Origin of the sequence: Corynebacterium sp. KPL4035 (assembly GCF_037908325.1) — a bacterium.
Lineage (GTDB): Bacteria > Actinomycetota > Actinomycetes > Mycobacteriales > Mycobacteriaceae > Corynebacterium > Corynebacterium kefirresidentii.
The window spans coordinates 1-16,470 of the sequence record NZ_JBBMGF010000002.1; the positions used below are offsets into that span (position 1 = coordinate 1).

General features: G+C 57.7%; 17 protein-coding genes. 5 read left to right on the forward strand and 12 right to left on the reverse strand.

Annotated elements, in window-relative coordinates; translation table 11 throughout:
- Positions 1–273 precede the first annotated feature (273 nt).
- Genes WMP96_RS01770 through WMP96_RS01780 form a run of 3 tightly spaced genes read right to left on the reverse strand, consistent with a single transcriptional unit; the run spans position 274 to position 2,416 of the window.
- Positions 274–1,245 carry a beta-carotene 15,15'-monooxygenase gene (locus WMP96_RS01770; RefSeq protein ID WP_301716728.1) on the reverse strand — a complete coding sequence of 324 codons (972 nt, stop codon included), beginning with the start codon at positions 1,243–1,245 and terminating at the stop codon, positions 274–276.
- Positions 1,242–2,045, reverse strand: coding sequence for an AAA family ATPase (locus tag WMP96_RS01775; protein WP_301716727.1), 804 nt, complete (start codon positions 2,043–2,045; stop codon positions 1,242–1,244). The genes WMP96_RS01770 and WMP96_RS01775 overlap by 4 nt, the downstream gene beginning before the upstream one ends.
- Positions 2,042–2,416, reverse strand: coding sequence for a GntR family transcriptional regulator (locus WMP96_RS01780; RefSeq protein ID WP_023020124.1), 375 nt, complete (start codon positions 2,414–2,416; stop codon positions 2,042–2,044). Before WMP96_RS01780 ends, WMP96_RS01775 begins: the two co-directional genes overlap by 4 nt.
- Before the next feature lie 203 nt (positions 2,417–2,619).
- Between WMP96_RS01780 and WMP96_RS01785 the strand changes: the two genes are divergently transcribed.
- Positions 2,620–3,717 carry an NYN domain-containing protein gene (locus WMP96_RS01785; RefSeq protein WP_301716726.1) on the forward strand — a complete coding sequence of 366 codons (1,098 nt, stop codon included), beginning with the start codon at positions 2,620–2,622 and terminating at the stop codon, positions 3,715–3,717.
- Here WMP96_RS01785 and WMP96_RS01790 read toward each other — a convergent pair.
- Complete coding sequence (locus WMP96_RS01790) at positions 3,714–4,451, reverse strand: PspA/IM30 family protein (RefSeq protein ID WP_086588336.1); 738 nt, start codon at positions 4,449–4,451, stop codon at positions 3,714–3,716. The two genes, WMP96_RS01785 and WMP96_RS01790, sit on opposite strands and share 4 nt — an antisense overlap.
- Positions 4,452–4,535: 84 nt before the next feature.
- Positions 4,536–4,958 (reverse strand): thioredoxin, encoded by a 423-nt coding sequence (trxA, locus tag WMP96_RS01795; protein WP_445292937.1) that lies wholly within the window; start codon positions 4,956–4,958, stop codon positions 4,536–4,538.
- Positions 4,959–5,022: 64 nt separating this feature from the next.
- Between trxA and WMP96_RS01800 the strand changes: the two genes are divergently transcribed.
- The 4 genes from WMP96_RS01800 to WMP96_RS01815 are packed head-to-tail and all read left to right on the forward strand — an operon-like array spanning position 5,023 to position 9,189.
- Positions 5,023–5,223: a heavy-metal-associated domain-containing protein gene (locus WMP96_RS01800; protein WP_023020127.1), complete on the forward strand. Its 201-nt coding sequence runs from the start codon at positions 5,023–5,025 to the stop codon at positions 5,221–5,223.
- Positions 5,224–5,231: 8 nt separating this feature from the next.
- Positions 5,232–7,385, forward strand: coding sequence for a heavy metal translocating P-type ATPase (locus WMP96_RS01805; RefSeq protein ID WP_340432017.1), 2,154 nt, complete (start codon positions 5,232–5,234; stop codon positions 7,383–7,385).
- A 9-nt stretch (positions 7,386–7,394) separates the two neighbouring features.
- The gene (locus WMP96_RS01810; RefSeq protein WP_340432019.1) at positions 7,395–8,696 is read left to right on the forward strand and encodes an MFS transporter; all 1,302 of its coding nucleotides are present in this window, start codon (positions 7,395–7,397) and stop codon (positions 8,694–8,696) included.
- Positions 8,686–9,189 carry a VanZ family protein gene (locus WMP96_RS01815; RefSeq protein ID WP_408918631.1) on the forward strand — a complete coding sequence of 168 codons (504 nt, stop codon included), beginning with the start codon at positions 8,686–8,688 and terminating at the stop codon, positions 9,187–9,189. Before WMP96_RS01810 ends, WMP96_RS01815 begins: the two co-directional genes overlap by 11 nt.
- A 1-nt stretch (position 9,190) precedes the next feature.
- Here the strand turns inward: WMP96_RS01815 and dnaB are convergent, their stop codons facing one another.
- The 7 genes from dnaB to WMP96_RS01850 form a co-directional block, all read right to left on the reverse strand.
- A complete protein-coding gene (gene dnaB, locus WMP96_RS01820) occupies positions 9,191–10,621 on the reverse strand; it encodes a replicative DNA helicase (protein WP_023020131.1) in 1,431 nt (476 codons plus the stop codon).
- Positions 10,622–11,088: 467 nt separating this feature from the next.
- Positions 11,089–11,541 carry a 50S ribosomal protein L9 gene (rplI, locus tag WMP96_RS01825; protein ID WP_023020132.1) on the reverse strand — a complete coding sequence of 151 codons (453 nt, stop codon included), beginning with the start codon at positions 11,539–11,541 and terminating at the stop codon, positions 11,089–11,091.
- 48 nt (positions 11,542–11,589) lie between these two features.
- Positions 11,590–12,141, reverse strand: coding sequence for a single-stranded DNA-binding protein (locus WMP96_RS01830; RefSeq protein ID WP_086588342.1), 552 nt, complete (start codon positions 12,139–12,141; stop codon positions 11,590–11,592).
- Positions 12,142–12,190: 49 nt separating this feature from the next.
- Complete coding sequence (rpsF, locus tag WMP96_RS01835; RefSeq protein WP_023020134.1) at positions 12,191–12,481, reverse strand: 30S ribosomal protein S6; 291 nt, start codon at positions 12,479–12,481, stop codon at positions 12,191–12,193.
- A 122-nt stretch (positions 12,482–12,603) separates the two neighbouring features.
- Entirely contained in the window at positions 12,604–12,792 is a 189-nt protein-coding gene (locus WMP96_RS01840) for a hypothetical protein (RefSeq protein WP_023020135.1), read from the reverse strand.
- Positions 12,789–14,186 (reverse strand): glycosyltransferase family 87 protein, encoded by a 1,398-nt coding sequence (locus WMP96_RS01845; RefSeq protein WP_301716721.1) that lies wholly within the window; start codon positions 14,184–14,186, stop codon positions 12,789–12,791. Before WMP96_RS01845 ends, WMP96_RS01840 begins: the two co-directional genes overlap by 4 nt.
- 6 nt (positions 14,187–14,192) lie before the next feature.
- Positions 14,193–16,445 (reverse strand): transglycosylase domain-containing protein, encoded by a 2,253-nt coding sequence (locus WMP96_RS01850; protein WP_301716720.1) that lies wholly within the window; start codon positions 16,443–16,445, stop codon positions 14,193–14,195.
- Positions 16,446–16,470 lie beyond the last annotated feature (25 nt).

Here is a 16,470-nt window from a genome sequence, read left to right on the forward strand (position 1 = left end):
CCAATCAACACACAACCATGCACACAAAAAATAAAAAGTACATTGGCACACTATTGAGTTCTCAAACATCACCACCACACAACAGCGACACACTTGCGCGTGTAGCTCGTCGTGAGCGAAAAATTTATTTTGTCAGGGCCTGTTTTCCTATCGCCGCTTCAGCCAGGAACTTTCTTGTTCCTGTGGGGCGCTGTCGGTCGCGCTGACTCGTATTAAGTTACACAGCGACTCAAACAAACACAAATCCCCAGGACAATTACTATTTTGGGAGCTTTAAGATACGCCCATCCAACGACTCATTCCGCCGCCGTGAACATTCGCTCGGCGAATGTAGCTGGGGAGGGTCAATGCCCATACTGCATAGAAGGCCACCGCCAAGAAGAACTTGGCAATTGCGGGGATGGGGGTCTGGACGTAAATGACGACTATTCCGGCTATGAGGACCGCATAGAGGATGAATAGGTACCAGTTCTTCTTTCCCAGAAATTCCAGCGTGACCAAAACCGGGGCACAGGTCGCACTAAGCAATGCGATGGCCGTAACGAGTTCACTGTCATTCGTCAGTGCTGCGCTGATACTGATGGCTGCGAGGACAGGTATCAGGCCGAGCACTGCAGTATGCAGGGCCCAATCTCTACGACTTCCTCCCATAACCGTGTATTCGCGGAGGGATTTTCTTAAGCTGCCCAAGACCGCCCCGAGCAGCACAACAGTCAGTACCCAGATGAAGATGCCGAGGAATTCGAGCACTGAAGCCGCGTCCTCATACTGGTAGAGAACTAAGCCAATCATCTGCGCCAAGCACGCTCCACACCAAGCTTGGGCCTGCGGGCGATAGATCGTTTGCCCGGCCAAGTTGTGGGGGAACCAACCAAATCCGCTCGAAGGTTGCACGCCAACAGTGGTGTATCCGGAGCGTTTCGGAGTAGCGCTGCGATACATGGCCCATAGCGCCGCGACTGCATAGACAGGCAATGCCCACCACAGCTGCACGGTGAGAGCGCCCACGGCCGCCGCTAGTGCGAATAGTGCGACGAGAATGCGACGATGTTCGTTCCAGATTCTCGAACCCAGGCCCACTAGTTGATATTTCTGAAAGTCAGGCTGCAGGGAGAGCACGAGCCCCAAGGAAGCGATTACGGGGAGCACGCTCCATGTTCCCTCTGCCATGACTGGCATGACCAATAATGCGAACAGGAAAAAGGTCCAGAGCCACCAATCGCCTAGGTACCACAGTAGTTTCATGCTCTCTCCTCTAATGCCAGCACCGCACGCTCTAAAGAGACCTCATTGACACGCAGGCCGTTGGCCTGGGCAATGCGAAAAATGGGATCGGTCGAAGCGGAGCGGGCGTCGATAAGCACACGGTCCCCTAAGGGCGTGGTTTGCCTACTCAGCGCAGGGAGGCCCAGCTCCTCGGCCGCTGCGGTGAGGGACTCGGATGGTCCGGTGAGCTCCAGAATTCCCTCGATGAAGTCATCGATGGGACCGGAAATGGGGTTATCACCCATCAGCGAGACGGTATCGAGGAGGCCCGCCACCTCATTGAGGTGATGGGTGGAAATGATCATGGTGCGGCCGTGTTCCTCACGCAGCACCTGATAAAAGAGCTCGCGGCGCTGTGTGTCAAGGCCGAGATAGGGTTCGTCGAGAAGCATGACTTCGCAGCCAGAAGCAACGGCGAAGATGAAGCCCACCGCAGACTTTTGCCCGCGGGAAAGGGAAGAATAAGCCTTGGCCGGAACATCAAAGCGAACCAGCAGCTCATTAAACCGCTCATCATCCCAATGCGGCCACCGTGCCTTTCCTATGACGCCCAGCTTTCCGATGCCCCAGGAATCCGGTAGCGGGTTATCAATCCCCATCAAAATGACTCGATTGAGGACCGATTGATTATCAAAAGGCTGCTCTCCGAAGACCGTGATACCGCCTGATTGGATTTGGCCGGCGATCTTGCGCAGGAGCGTGGTTTTGCCTATGCCGTTGGGGCCAACTAGGCCGTGCGTCAGGTCATCGGCAAAGGTGAAATCTCGTGTCTTAATCATGAGTACATTCCTCGGCTTTCTGCAACGCGATCAAATAGGTCATGGAGTTGGGCGCGGTGGTACCCCAGCCGCACAGCTTCATCCACAAGCGGGGCCATGTATTCCGCCGCAAAATCGGCCCTGCGGCGCTCGCGGATTTTCGCCAGGGCACCGTCTGCGACAAACATGCCGATGCCGCGACGCTTATCCAGCACCCCGATATCCACTAGGAGGCTTATCCCCTTGCGAGCGGTGGCCGGGTTGATGTTGTGGAAGTCAGCAAGCTCATTAGTGGACGGAGCCCGGTCCCCCTCGCCCAGGGTTCCGTCCACAATGGCGTCTTCCACCAAGGAAGCGATCTGGCGGAAGAGTGGTTGGGTGGAATTATCCATTAACCCTCGGTTCGTTGGTTAGTTACTTGTGTAACCAACCATATCGGCAACAGTCCACCTCTGCAATACTTCCGAAGAGAAAACTTTTTTGCCCCTACTGCGCTGGGATTTTGTCCAAGGTTATCGACGTTTTGTGACTAATGGGGCACACTGGAAACCACAAAGAATTTTATTTAGAACAATTAGAACGGAACTTAGGAGCCATGCTTGAACGCACACTTGTCTTTGTCGATACCTCATACTTGCTCGCAAGCTTTTATAACTCATGGGACACCGGAGCTCGCGCGCAACTAGAAATCGATCTACCCGAGGTGGTCAGCACGATGGGCGGGATGATCGAGAACCAACTGGGAACCCCGATCCAACGCCAATACTGGTATGACGGCATTCCCGATACCGGCCCGCACCGCTACCAACGGGCGTTGCGCACCTGCGAAGGCGTACAACTACGCACTGGCCAGCTCATCGAGTGGGGTGAGCGCCGCACCCAAAAGGCCGTGGATACCCGGTTGGTGGCGGATATGGTCATCGCCGCCATGAAGGGTCAATTCACTGATTTTGTTCTCGTCAGCGGCGATGCAGACATGATTCCCGGTGCCCAAGCAGCCGTGGACAATGGCATCCGCGTGCATCTTTATGGATTTGGCTGGGACTCCATGTCCTCCGCCCTGCGCCATGCGTGCGATTCCACCACCATTTTGGACCCGCGCGAGGACTTCGCCGATGCTATGGAATTGCAGGTATTGGAAGGCCCGCTTCCGCCAGTGGTACGCGAAAACGCCCACAAGGACAGCGAGGAAATGCCGGAGCCGGACGAATGCGGCGAGCCCTCAGAGGTGGAAGCAGCCTTCGGTGCTACCGAAAAGCCCACCCCGGCCCCAACGCCCAAGCCGGCTCCGCCCAAGGTGGATGCTGCAGAGGATTCCCCCGCCGAGGAGGACTCTCCCGCGGAGAAGCCGGCGCCCAAGCCATCCATGATGGCGCCGCGCCGCAAGCTGCGCTCTAAATACGTTCCGCTACCAGAAGAAGTGTGGAGCTCGGCAGGATTCCAGTCCCCCTTTGACGTGGGCCAGCAATACGCCTCGTGGTGGTTCGATAACGCTGCTAGCACCGAACAGCGCGACCAGGCACACCTGCTTTCGGGCGGCGGGCTTCCCCCGGAGATCGACCGCCCATTACTGCAATTTGCCTGCGAAACCCTGCACGAATACACCCTGACCGAAACTCAGCGCGTGAACCTGCGCGATGGTTTCCACTCGGGGATTCGTGGGGTTTTAATTAACGTTCGCCGAGAGAATTAATCGCCGGACTCGAGCTCTTTCTTCTTCTTAATATCCGCCCGGATGGCATCAAGGCGCGCAGTCGCCTTCATGTCATTGCCGGCCGCTTTAATCTCACTAATGCGATCACCGCCGGTAGCATGCTGCAATTCTTGCGCGCCCAGGGCATCGGCGTAGCGCTTTTCAATCTTGGCGCGCACAGAATCAAGAGTAGGCACGGAATCATCCGGGTTTAGCTGATTCATGGATTCAATGGCCTGGGCGTTCTTTTCTTGCATCGCTGCTTGATCCGCCTGAGCCTCCAGCTGGCTAACCTGGGCTAGCTGCTCCTTCAAGCGCGCCTCAGACTGCTGCTGCTGGCTCTTGGCCTGCGCGGCAGCTTGCTCTGCGGCAGCGTACTGCTGCTTGACGTCTTCCAGTTCCTGCTCCACTGCAACCAGCTGAGAAGCAACAACTTCCGCAGCCTGGTTATATTCGGCAGCCTTTTGCGGATCCTCCGCCGCATCTGCCAGTTCCAATGCACGCTGGGTTTGAGATTGGTAGTCCTGCTGGGACTTCACCAGGCGGTCCATCTGCATTTCCAGCTGAGACTTATGGCCGATGATTTCTGCGGCGTGCTCAGAAATCTGCTGGTGCTGCTCCTTGGCTGCCTGAACAGCCTGCTGGATCTGCACCTTCGGATCAGCGTTCTCATCAATCTTCTGATCGAAGGAACTCATCATGTACTTCCAACCTTTGCTGAAAGGGTTAGCCATTATCTTCTCCTTTGGAAATAAAAAAGACGCTTTCTAGCGAGTTTAGCGATACTCACCAGAAAGCGCCGAGGAAGCTAGTAGGTATTAGCCCTGCGCATTTGGCTCTTCTACCTGGCGGCGGACCTCTGCCATGTCGAGTTCCTTAACCTGCTTGAGTAGGTCTTCCAATGCTGCAGGGGGCAGCGCGCCAGCCTCACGGAATACCAAGATGCCATCGCGGAAAATCATCAGCGTTGGAATGGACTGAATCTCCAGTGCGGATGCGAGGCCTTGGTTAGCCTCGGTATCCAGCTTGGCAAAGGTAGCATCCGTGTGCTCTTCGGAGGCCTTTTCAAAAACCGGCGCAAAGCGCTTGCACGGTCCGCACCAATCGGCCCAAGCGTCTACGAGCGTAATGCCTTCGCCGGTAACGGTTTCTTCAAAGTTTTCTTCGGTGACATCGATAGTAGCCATGCTTGATCTAACTCCTTTACGTATCGCTTTATTCCTCCAACGTACCTGAATCATCCTTGTCACATACCCCTAGGGGGTATAAAATCGGTACAGAAATCAACCCAAAGGAAGGATCATTATGAGCACCAAGAACTACACCGTAGAGGGCATGACCTGCGGACATTGCGAAATGTCAGTAAAGGAAGAAGTCGGCGAAATCTCCGGCGTTAGCGAAGTCACTGCAGACCACACCACCGGCGCGGTTACGGTTAGTGGCACCGATTTCACCGATGAACAGGTAGCGGCCGCTGTAACCGAGGCCGGCTACACGTTGAAGTAGGCACCGCCATGTCCCACTTGGACCTTGGCGTCACGGGCATGACGTGCACTTCCTGCTCCTCCCGCGTCGAGCGCAAACTCAACAAGCTTGACGGGGTAAGCGCCAGCGTCAACTTTGCCACCGAGGCAGCGGCCATCGAGTATGACTCCCAGACGGTTAGCCCGCAGGAGCTCATTTCGGTGGTTGAGGGCGCAGGTTACGGCGCTTTCGACATGGCCGAGACGAAGGCAGAGGATCCCCAGCCTAAGAAGGATGATGGCGACGCGTTGCTGCGCCGCACCATTGTCGCCGGAGCTTTATCGCTGCCGCTCATGGTGGTATCGATGTCGCCGGCCCTGCAATTTCCCAATTGGCAGTGGGCCTGCGCCATCATCGCTACCATCGTCTACATCTTTGGTGGCGCACCTTTCCACACCGCCACGTGGACGAACCTTAAGCACGGTTCTTTCACCATGGACACGCTCATCACCATGGGAACTTCGGCGGCCTACTTCTGGTCGCTGTGGGCACTGTTTGTCGGCAACGCGGGCGAGCCGGGCATGAAGATGCACATGTCGCTGGATGCAAACGCGGCACAGATGGACCACATCTATTTTGAATCCGTAGGCATGGTCATTACGTTCCTGCTGCTCGGCCGCTGGTTCGAGGCGCGGGCCAAAGGCCAGTCTTCGGAGGCGCTGCGGGAGCTGCTCTCCTTAGGAGCTAAGGAAGCCTCGGTACTTACCGCACAGGGCGAGCGGCGCATCCCTATTGCACAGCTGCAGGTAGGCGATGTCTTCGTAGTCCGCCCAGGCGAAAAGATCGCCACCGATGGCATCGTGAAGGCGGGCAACTCGGCCGTCGATACGTCCATGATTACCGGCGAGCCAGTACCCGTTGAGGTGAGTACCGGCGATGCGGTCACTGGTGCAACCATCAACGCTTCGGGCCGCATTGAGGTGCGAGCCACCAAGGTGGGCGAGGATACGGTACTGGCCCAGATGGCCCAGCTCGTCACAGATGCCCAAACCTCCAAGGCACCAGTGCAGCGCCTCGTGGACCGCATCGCGCAGGTCTTCGTCCCTGTGGTGATTGCGGTAGCTGCGCTTACGCTGATTGTTCACCTCTTCTTCGGCGGGGTAGCCCCGGCCTTTATCGCCGCCGTATCCGTTCTCATTGTGGCCTGCCCATGCGCGATGGGCTTGGCGACGCCCACCGCGATTCTCGTCGGCACCGGCCGCGGCGCACAGCTCGGGCTTGTCATTAAAGGCCCGGAAATCTTGGAGTCTACGCGCCAAATCGACACCATTGTGATGGATAAAACCGGCACGGTCACGGCTGGAGAGATGTCCGTTACCGCCGTCCACGGTGACGTGCTCGAGCTGGCCGCGGCCGTCGAGCACAATTCCGAACACCCCATCGCCCGTGCCATTGCCCAGGAATGCAGCGTGGAACCGGCTACCGAATTCGCAGTAGTTCCGGGCGGCGTGGAAGGAACTGTAGAGGGGGTCCGAGTGGGCGTCGGCAAGCCGCAAGGCCCCTTGGGGGACTTAGAAGCACCATTCCGCGAGGCACAAGACTCTGGTGCCACGCCGGTGGTTGTCTCCGTGGACGGCCAACCTGCCGGAATCATTGAGGTCCGCGATACCATCAAGCCCAGCTCTGCCGCCGCAGTGGCACAGATGAAAGAGCTTGGGCTCACCCCTTACCTGCTAACCGGTGATAACGCTGGAGCCGCCCACGCCGTGGCCGCCGAGGTAGGAATCGAGCACGTCAGAGCCGAAGTCCTCCCAGAAGACAAGGTAGATAGCATCAAGGAACTGCAACGCTCCGGGCATACCGTGGCGATGGTCGGCGACGGCATTAACGACGCCGCCGCCCTTGCCCAGGCGGACCTTGGGCTCGCCATGGGCGCGGGTACCGACGTGGCAATTGAAGCCTCTGATATCACCCTGATGAACGGCGATCTACGCTGCGCTGCTGATGCCATTCGGCTCTCGCGGCGCACACTAGCAATTATCAAGGGCAACCTTTTCTGGGCCTTTGCCTATAACGTCATACTCATTCCTGTTGCCGCGCTTGGCCTGCTTAACCCCTTATTTTCCGGCCTCGCGATGGCACTGAGCTCGGTTTTTGTGGTTACCAACTCACTACGCCTGAAAGGTTTTTCTGTTCAGCGTTAGGATTATCGCATGCTCAGCCGCACCGAACGTCTCGATCGCCTTCCCGTCACCTCTAAGCACAAGCGCCTACTCCTAGGTTCTGGCCTTGGATGGGCGCTTGATGCTATGGATGTCGGGTTAATCTCCTTCATCATGGCCGCCCTTGCCGTTCACTGGGATCTAGGTGCCGGCCAGACCTCCTGGTTGGCATCGGCAGGCTTCCTTGGCATGGCGCTCGGTGCAACCTTTGGCGGGTTGCTGGCAGATAAATTCGGCCGCCGCAATGTCTTTTCTCTCACCTTGCTTATCTACGGCTTGGCAACAGGGGCATCCGCGCTAGCTGGGGGACTAGCGGTTCTCATCTTCTTCCGATTCATCGTTGGGTTGGGCCTCGGAGCCGAGCTACCAGTTGCCTCCACGCTCATATCCGAATTCGCGCCACGGCGGGTCCGCGGAAGGATGGTAGTCATTCTCGAGGCATTCTGGGCATTGGGATGGATCCTTGCGGCCATCATCGGCACTTTCGTGGTGAGCACATCTGAATCCGGTTGGCGCTGGGCCCTGGCCCTTGGCATGCTGCCAGCCGCGTATTCAATCTATGTGCGCCGCGGTCTACCTGAATCTGTGCGTTTCCTTGAATCCAAGGGCCGCCATGATGAGGCCGAAGCTATCGTTGCCAGTTTCGAAGCCGCGGCGGAAAATCGCCCGCTGGACGATGCCCTCCCAGAGCCCACACCTTCCCCCGCAGCGTCTATCTGGAGTCCGCAGCTACGAAGGAGGACCGCAGCGTTGTGGACCATTTGGTTCTGTGTAAACCTCTCCTACTATGGCGCCTTCATCTGGATTCCCTCTCTGCTAGTAGCCGACGGTTTCTCCCTAGTGAAGTCTTTTAGTTTTACCCTCATTATCACCCTTGCCCAGCTGCCTGGCTACGCGGTGGCAGCTTGGCTCATCGAGCTCTGGGGCAGGCGGGTAACCCTCGCGGTATTCCTGCTCGGCTCGGCAGCAGCAGCCGGCCTATATGGAGCAGCAGCTACGGAAGCATTGATCATCCTGGCTGGTTGTCTGCTCTCCTTCTTCAACCTCGGCGCCTGGGGAGCCCTCTATGCCATCGGTCCGGAGCTGTATCCCACTTCATTGCGAGGGCGTGGTACGGGAGCGGCAGCAGGCTTCGGTAGGCTAGCATCTATTGCGGCCCCACTAATCGTCCCGCCACTGCTTGCTGCGGGTGGGACGGCCTGGTTATTTATTGTATTCGCCGCAGCATTTGGCATTGCGGCTGCCGCCGCCTTCAGTCTGCCCGAGCAGAAAGGAATAGCGCTTGCTCAGTAGGCTCTCCCTCGCCGCGTGGACGGCCGTTATGGTCGCATTGACCACGCTCAAGCCTTTCTACCAAATCGGCTATTTGTGGAAACCGGAAAATCAGCGTGCGCGAGAACTGCGCTGGGTGCCGCTGGATGAATTCTCCGGCGGCAGCTGGTTTGGTCCGCTATTTGAGTACGCGGGAAACACGGCCTTCTTTATCCCGTTTGGAATGCTGGTGTTTAGTCTGTGCCGTTCCATTAAAACCACTGTGGCGTGGGGATTTGGCCTGAGCCTAATGCTGGAGGTGTGCCAATATGCGTTTGCCCTTGGGCGAACGGATATTGATGACCTCATATTTAACACCGTGGGCGCACTCATCGGTGCGGCGTTCGCCCGCCTATGTGGCGAACGCTTCTTCCCCGTCTGGCGCTGGTTAGCGCTTGCCGCAGCTGCGGTTTTCCTGGTGTTGGTTATCCTCGGCCCACGATTGGGCGATCCCAATGCGGTGGTCGACCTGTAATTTATCCGTGGGCCATATTGACGAACTTGGAGTAGTGCAGCTGGTGTGCCACCTGCACGGTATCGATTGGACCGCCACGGTGCTTGGCTAGGATAATATCCGCCTCGCCGGCGCGCTCATTATCGCGATCCTGGGAGTCAGGACGGTACAGCAGCATGACCATATCGGCGTCCTGCTCCAAGGAGCCGGACTCACGGAGGTCAGCAAGCTGCGGCTTTTTATCAGTACGCGCCTCGGGTCCACGGTTCAGCTGCGAAATTGCGATGAGAGGAACCTCTAGCTCCTTGGCCAAAAGCTTGAGCTGGCGGGAGAATTCGGAAACCTCTTGCTGGCGGGACTCAACCTTTTTACCCGAAGACATCAGCTGCAGGTAGTCCAAGACGATCAGATCCAGCCCGTGCTGCTGCTTTAGGCGGCGGGCCTTGGAACGAATCTCCATCATCGTCAGGTTTGGAGAGTCATCAATAAACAGCGGGGCGTCTTGCACTCGGTTGAGGGTTTCATCAATTTTCGCCCAGTCCTCGGTGGAGACACGGCCGCCGCGCATATCGGCCAGCTTAACTTCTGACTCCGCCGAGAGCAGGCGCATGACAATCTCCGAGGCTGACATCTCGAGGGAGAAGATTACCGAGGACTTACCATGCTGCAAGGAGCAGGACCGCATGAAATCCATGGCTAGGGTCGATTTACCCACACCGGGACGAGCAGCGACGATGACCATCTGGCCCGCGTGGAGACCGTTAGTCAGCTTATCTAGATCGATAAAACCAGTTGGCACGCCTAGTTCCACACCGCCGGCTTGCTGCAGTGCTGCCAGCTCATCAATGGTGGGGTCAATGAGGTCACCCAAGACTCGGTAATCTTCCGCAGTTTTGCGCTGGGCGACGGCGAAGACTTCCTGCTGGGCGCGGTCCAGGACGGACTCGATCTCTGCATCCTCGGTGCCGGAAAATCCTAGCTGTACTACGCGGGTGCCGGCATCAACCAGCTTGCGCAACACGGCCTTCTCCGCCACGATCTCTGCGTAATAGCGGGCATTTGCCGCCGTCGGCACCGTGGCCAGCAGCGTGTGCAGATAGGGGGCGCCACCAACGCGTTCGAGGTTATTAAAGCGATCCAGCTGAGAGGCCAAAATGACAGCATCGACGTCTTTACCCTCAGAATAAAGGTCCAGCATGGCGCGGTAGATCAGGGTATGGGCCGGATAGTAAAAGTCCTCCGGTTCCAGTTCCTCAATGACTTCCATCACCGTATGGGGACTCAGCAGCATTGCGCCTAGGACGCCCTGCTCCGCCTCCCGGTCTGCGGGGGGCTGGCGGAATTCTCCATAGCGCTTTGGCTCTTCCTGCTGAAAGCGACGGCGTGGGGCCGGTTCCTCCTCGGGCGGCGGCTCCGGCGGCAGGTGTTCATCGTCAAAGCTGGCGTTGGTCATGTCTTCCCCCTTGTAGCTATTCGAGCGAGCGAGCGTAACGGAATTTCAGTTTAGTCTAGCGCCGGGACACTACCCCCTGGGTATAAAGCCGGAAGTTATCCACAGGATGGTGTGGAAATTGCTGGTCGCGGCATACTCGGGCCGCAATTGCCCTGCATATGCTTGTGGATAACTCAAAACCTCCGTGACCTGCACACATCATATCTCCTGCTCACGACGGGTTTTCGCAGATGTGAAAAGTGGCACATTAACAGTGGATAAGGGCCCTGACCTGCGGGTTAATAAAGCAACCGAGGTGTAAACGCAAAGTTAATGAGCTGGAGAGTTATCCACAGATTTCCACAGTTATCCACAAGCCGGTGAAAACGCGCTAAAGGCCCCAAGAACCTGCCACCTCACATAGCAGGAACTTGAGGCCTAAAGCGTTGCTGTTGTCTTTGGGTCTATATGGACCGTCGTGCGCCTAGTTAGGCAGCAACGACCGAGAAGTTCACCTTGCCGATAACATCAGCGTGCAGCTTCAGCTCGACCTGGTAATTGCCGGTCTTCTTGACCAGGCCCTTTGGAAGCACAACAATGCGCTTATCCAGCTTTGGGCCACCGGCCTTGGAGACGGCGTTGACAATGTCTTCTGCTTTAACGGAACCGAAGAGCTTACCGGATTCGGAGGTCTTAACCTCTACCTTGACATCCGTCAGCTGCTCGAGCTGGTTGCGGACCTCACGTGCGTGATCCAGGTCGCGAATCTCGCGAGCTTCCTGGGCGCGCTTGATGCCCTCAATCTGCTTCTCTGCGCCGCGGGTAGCCACGATAGCCAGGCCGCGAGGAAGCAGGTAGTTACGTCCGTAGCCGTCCTTAACCTCAACAATTTCGCCAGCGGCGCCGAGGTTCTCAACGGCAGCGGTGAGGATCAGCTTCATGATCCCTGCCTTTCAATTGAGTTAGTTGAATAGTTGCGGGTGACAGACTTAGAACGGAGGTTCAGAATCAGCGCCTCCGAAACCACCAGCTGGTGGCGCGGAGTTCCACGGATCCTCAGAAGGAGCCTGGTTCTGCTGCTGCGGCTGCTGTTGCTGGCCGCCTCCAAAACCGCCCTGATTATTGTTATTCGAGCGCTGCTGGCCGCCGCCGCTAAAGTTATTGCCGCCCTCACGTGGATTGCGGTTTACCTGTGCGGTGGCGTAGCGCAGAGACGGGCCGACTTCGTCGACGTCAATCTCGAATACGGTGCGGTTTTCACCCTCGCGGGTCTGGAAGGAACGCTGCTTCAAGCGTCCGGTAACGATGACGCGCATGCCCTTAGACAGGGTTTCGGCGACGTTTTCTGCCGCCTGACGCCATACGTTGCAGGTCAGGAACATAGCTTCGCCGTCTTCCCACTGGTTCGTCTGCGAGTTATAGCGACGAGGGGTGGAGGCGACGCGGAAGTTAGCTACTGCCGCACCCGCCGGGGTGAAGCGCAGCTCGGGGTCAGCAACGATGTTGCCTACCACCGTGATATTGGTATCTCCCTGTGCCATGTCTTTACTCCTTATCGGTTACGTGGATTGTGCTTGATCCCAGTATCCGTTACTTGCTGTCGGTGCGCAGAACCTTGGTACGCAGGATGGTGTCGTTCAGGTTCAGACGGCGGTCGAGCTCGGCAACCGAAGTGTGCTCGCACTCCAGGTTGACGACGGCATAAATGCCCTCTTCCTTCTTGTTGATGGGGTATGCAAGACGACGCTTGCCCCATACATCAAGGTTCTCAACCTTGCCGCCATCCTGGCGGACGATTTCGAGGAACTTATCCAGGGACGGGGTTACGGTGCGCTCATCCTGATTAGGATCCAGAATGATCATGACTTCGTAGTGACGCACGGACCTCATCACCTCCTATGGTCTAGTAGTTTTCGGCTGCATCACCTTTGCGGATGCAGCAGGAGGGTACGTTGCGTCAAGCAACCCCACTACAGTACCGCAAGTGACCGGCGAAAAGAAATCTAACCGGTGGTAGTTGCGGCGAAAAACACAGCGGCTGTCGCCGGAATGATGGTGAGGAAAAGGATAGCCAAGATCCCTAAAACGATGGGCCCGCGCCGATCCTCGCGGTTATGAAACAGCCAAAAGGCACCCATCACGCAGAGAAAGCCTAAGAAGATGGAGGCCATCCCGATATAGGTAACAATCATGCGAATGCTCCTGCCAAAGGATCACTGCCACCATGCGCATCGCGCACCTTATCCGTGACCTTCCCACACATCTGGCGAATGATAAATACAGCCATGGCGATAATGAGGGCATCGCGGGAAATAACGGCGACGTCAAGAAGCTCGTGCGGAATGCCCTTATTGTCCGTTCCCAGCATGTGCCACATCAATAGGGGCCATACCAGGGCGTCGACAAGCGCCCAGCTAAAGACCAGACGCCAGCGCGGCAACGCCAGAGCTGCGGGGACCACCAGCCACAGCGAATACTGCGGCGACCACACCTTGTTGACCAATAAAAAGGCAGCCACGATGAGGTAGACCAGCTCTGCCATGCGCGGGGTTCGCGCGCTGCGCAGACCCAGCACCGCAATTGCTGCGCAAAGAGCCAAAAAAGCCACCAAGCTGAAGGTATTGAGAAACTCTGGGCTAAAACTCATGCCGGTATTGCGGCTGAGCACTGAGTAGACGGTGGTCCACTCCGCACCGCGCTCTTGGTTGAGGCGGAAAAATTCTCGCCACGCATCCGGGTATTTCATTGCCACCGGCGCGTTGACCGCAATCCAAGCTACGGACGCGCCAAGTAAGGCTAGGAAAAATTGCGACCAACGGCGGTTGCGCACCGCCAAGACCAAGAATGCCCCCAAGATGAAGACCGGCCATAGCTTGAAAGAGGTGCCAAGGCCGATAAGGACACCTGCTACCACTGGCCGCTTGCGCGCGGCGGCCAGAAGCGCGCCTACGGCAAAGGCGATGGAGGGGATATCCCAGTTGCTAAAGGCGTGAATGATGATAAGGGGGCTGGCCGCTACGAGGATGGTGTCCCACGTGCGATTGCCTACCAACAGGTAGACCATATAAAGCACGCCGACCCAGATACAGGACATGACCAGGGCGGTGAGGCCGAAGTACCAACCGGCCTCCGGGATTCCGGCCCACTCCACAAGGGAATAGGTATTGCGGGCGATCCACCCCATCATTCCTTGGAATAAGCCCGCGAGGACCGGGTATTCCATATAGCGGGTCAGGTCGCCCTCCTGCCAAGAATAGGCATAGGGGAAGCCGCCTTCATCGAGGCCACGGCCGCCGTAGAGCGGGATGATGTCGTTATAGCAGAAAGAGGTGTACTGGCGGTTTGCTGCCCAATTCAAGCTAATAACCCCGTCATCACCGCGGGTACCGCCGGCACAATTGGCTTTGGAGAGGAATCCGCAAGCCAGAAATACCCAACCGACGGCGATGATGGCGCGCAGCGGGGTCCACCATTGAGTGGGGCGAACGCCGGCAAAACGGCCCATTGGCCCGCCGAGGAATTCAATTACTCCGCGGGCCAACGGCTCTGAGGAGACGGGAATGCGCTGGTGCGAATTCACTGTCACTGCCGCCTACCCTAGAAGGTCTGCCAGGTCGCTATTCGGACCAATGAGGTCATCTAAGGACGGAGCCTCTTGCTGGGCCGGTGCTTGGTTGTTGTTGCCATTGTTGCCATTGTTGCCATTGTTGCCACGGTTGCCACGCTGTGGACTTGGCGCTGGCTTCGGGCTCTCCGGCTTCTCTTGTGGCTGGACCGGCTTGGTCTCTTCTTCCGGCGCAGCCTGCTGCTCTGGAGCCTCGTAGTTTTGCGTATCGCCAGCGCCGCTATCCCAGCTCGGGTCATAGGCCGGGGCGGCCCTTCCGGCGCCCATATTGCCGAATCCCAGTGGATAGGCGGCCGGGAAGTTTTGGAATTCGGAGTTGGCCAGGGAGTTATCCAGCACGGCCTTCCAAATCTTGGTCGGCGCGCCCGCGCCGTACATGATGCCACCGTACTGATCGAAAATGGCGGAGGTGTTATCTGCGGTACCTACCCACACGGCAGTGGCCAGCTGCGGGGTGGCACCAACCATCCAGGCATCCTTGTTATTTCCGGTATCGCCCATCTGGGTCGTACCGGTCTTAGAGGCAGAAGCGCGGCCGCCCGCAAGGGCGCCATTGGACCACGCGGCTACCGGCTCCATGGCCTCGAGGACGTTATTGGCCACATTGGACGATACGCGGCGCTCGCCTTCATCTTCAGGGTGCTCGTACAGCACTTCGCCGGCGGCGTTTTCTACGCGCTGCACAAAGTGGGGATTATGCCACACACCCTGGTTAGCCAGGGTGGACATCGCGGTAGCCATATCGAGCGGGCGGGACTGGTACTGACCCAGGACGATGCCCTCGAATGGCTGCTTGCCCTTTTCCGTCAGCGTCTTCTCAATGCCCGGCAGGGACTTAGCCACACCCAGGGCATGCGCCATATCCGCGGTGTCCTGCGTACCGTTCTTCAGGTCCGCCTGCAGGCGCAGGAAGGAGGTATTCAGGGACTGCTTGGTAGCCTCGCGCAGGTTGCATACGCCGCAGCCACCGCCCACGTTGGTAACCACATCGGATCCCGGCAGCTGATAAGGAGCAGAAGAGTAATTAGTATCCAGGCTAATTCCCTGCTGCAGGGCAGCTGCTAGGGCCATGATCTTGAAAGTCGAACCGGTCTGCAGCGGGGAGTTGGCGTAATCCCAACCATTGGAATCGTGGCCACCGAAGTACCCGCGGACCGCACCGGTCTTTGGGTCGATGGTGACGGAAGCCGCACGTGCATCTTCCTGCAGGGGAGCCATCTGCTCATCGACTGCCTGGATGGTGTTGTTCTGCACGTTCATATCAATGGTGGTGGTAATGCGCAGACCACCGGTGGACACCTCGTTTTCGGTGATGCCTACCTCTTCCAGCTCACGGATGACCTGATCTTTGATGTGACCGTTGGCGCCCGGGGCCTCGGTATAAGCCGAGTACTCGGTTGGGTCGCGGGTCTCCGGGAAAGTCATCCCATCACGCTGTTCTTGGGTGAGGTCACCCATGCCCACGAGGCCATCTAGGACGTAGTTCCAGCGGTCCTCGGAGCCCTCTTGGTTCACGCGGGGGTCGAGTCCGGACGGGGACTGGATGAGGCCGGCGAGCATGGCGCCTTCCTCCGGGGTGAGGTCCTTGGCGTCCTTATTAAAGTAGGCGTTGGATGCGGCCTGAATGCCGTAGGCATTGCGTCCGAAGTACACGGTGTTGAGGTAGGCGTTGAGAATATCCTTCTTTTCCCACTCATTGGTCATTTTCACCGAGTAGATAAGCTCGCGAATCTTGCGCACATAGGAGTACTCATTACCCACCAGCGTGTTCTTCACATACTGCTGGGTAATGGTGGAACCGCCACCAGCATCAGCGTTGCCGGTTACCTTACCCACCACGGCGCGGCCGAGGCCGGTGAAGGAGAAGCCGGAGTTATCCCAGAAATCGCGGTCCTCCGCGGCAAGCACGGAGTCCTGCACATAGTCCGGGATCTCATCCAGGTTTACGTGGGTACGGTTGCCTTCCGGCGGCACCAAACGGGCGAGCTGGGTCTGGTTATCGCCCGCGTAAATGGTGGAGACTTGGTTATTGGCCAGGTCCTTGGGCTCCGGAACGGTGTATTGCGAGTACGCATAGGCAAAAAGTCCTGCGGGCAATGCCACAAAGACCAGTAGGAACGCCAAAACGACCCACGGCCAGATGCGGCGTTTCTTTTTCGCCTGCTTTTTGCTGGGGCGAGCCACCTTAGTGGACTTGCCGGTAGATTCCTTCTCGGTCACTGATTCGTGTCCTCATTCATCCCTG